This is a genomic window from Mesorhizobium sp. M4B.F.Ca.ET.089.01.1.1 (genome assembly GCF_004022605.1).
GTDB classification, from domain to species: Bacteria; Pseudomonadota; Alphaproteobacteria; order Rhizobiales; family Rhizobiaceae; genus Mesorhizobium; species Mesorhizobium abyssinicae.
The window spans coordinates 1-1,701 of record NZ_RZOS01000762.1 but is presented as its reverse complement, the minus strand read 5'-3'; the positions used below and the strand labels follow the sequence as shown (position 1 = coordinate 1,701).

General features: G+C 66.4%; 1 protein-coding gene. It reads left to right on the top strand.

Annotated features, from left to right (window positions below; genetic code table 11):
- Positions 1-107: 107 nt before the first annotated feature.
- Positions 108-1,580, top strand: coding sequence for a YcjX family protein (locus EN780_RS33600; RefSeq protein WP_128276404.1), 1,473 nt, complete (start codon positions 108-110; stop codon positions 1,578-1,580).
- Positions 1,581-1,701: the final 121 nt, after the last annotated feature.

The following is a 1,701-nucleotide window of genomic DNA, read 5'->3' as shown; positions in this document are numbered from 1 at the left end:
GGCCTTTTTGACACCGGCCGACCTCTGAGACCCAAATTGGCAGCGCCATTCCAAACCGCAGCCTGAGTGCCTATATCGGGAACCGACGGGCCCTCAGAGAGCATGTTTTGGCATCATCGCTGACCACTTTCACCGACGAGGCGAAGATCGCTCTCGACACGCTTTCAGGGCGCGCCGCCGGGCTCTTTGCGCCGTCGCTCAGGCTGGGCGTCACCGGCCTTTCCCGCGCCGGCAAGACGGTGTTCATCTCCGCGCTTGTCCACAACCTGATCCATGGCGGCCGCCTGCCGCTGTTCGAGGCGCAGAAATCGGGGCGCATCGCACGCGCCTTCCTCGAGGAGCAGCCCGACGACGCCGTTCCCCGCTTCCAGTACGAGGATCATGTCGCGGCGCTGGTCAACGACCGTGTCTGGCCGGACTCGACGCGCGCCATCTCCGAGCTGCGGCTGACCATCGAATACGAATCAGCTTCCGGCTGGAACCGTATGTTTTCGGCTGGAAAATTGTCGCTCGACATCGTCGACTACCCGGGCGAATGGCTGCTCGACCTGCCGCTGCTCGGCAAATCCTTCGCCGATTTCTCGCGCGAGGCGATGGAGATGGCGGCGCTGCCGGTGCGCGCCGATCTTTCCGAAGGCTGGCGAACGCTCGCTGCCACGATCGATCCCAACGCCGATGCCGACGAGATGACCGCGCGCCGCCTTGCCGAGGGTTTTTCGGCCTATCTTAGAGCGTGCAAGCTCGACGAGCGGGCGCTGTCGACCTTGCCGCCCGGCCGTTTCCTGATGCCCGGCGACCTCGACGGCTCGCCCGCGCTGACCTTCGCGCCGTTGCCGGCACTGGCCGAGCGGCGGCCCCGCCCCGGTTCGCTGCAGGCGATGATGGAGCGGCGCTACGAGGCCTACAAGACGCATGTGGTGAAACCGTTCTTCCGAGAGCACATAACGCGGCTCGACCGCCAGATCGTGCTGATCGACGCCATGCAGGCGCTGAACGCGGGCCCGGCCGCCATGGCCGATCTGGAGCGTGCCGTCACCGAAATCCTCGCCTGTTTCCGCCCCGGTCGCGGCAATTTCCTCACCGACCTGTTTTCACGGCGCATCGACCGCATCCTGGTGGCGGCGACCAAGGCCGATCACCTGCATCATGAAAGCCATGACCGGTTGCAGGCGATCGTGCGCCGGCTTGCCGATCGCGCCGTGGCGCGGGCGAACTTCACCGGAGCCGATGTCGACGTGGTCGCCATGGCGGCCGTGCGCGCCACCCGCGAAGGCACCGTCAAGCAGGGCCGCGAAACCCTGCCCGTCATCATCGGCACGCCGCTGAAGGGCGAGCGGATCAATGGCGACATGTTCGACGGCAAGACCGAAACAGCCATATTTCCCGGCGACTTGCCTGAGAAAGTTGACACGGTTTTCGATCCCTCCGTAACGTCGCCGGATGGCGGCGACCCGGCTATCCGCTTCGTGCGGTTCCGCCCGCCAAAGCTCGAACGCACGGCCGAAGGTGTTACGCTGTCGCTGCCGCATATCCGGCTCGACCGGGCGCTGCAGTTTCTGATTGGAGACCACCTGGCATGAGCGCGCCCCGCAAACCCGCTGCATTCCGCATCGAGCCGGAGCCGAGCCGGGAGACGCCGAAGCCGCGGCCCGTCGAGGCTGAGCCGGCGCGCCGGCCACGCGCGGCAAAGGCCGACGTGGC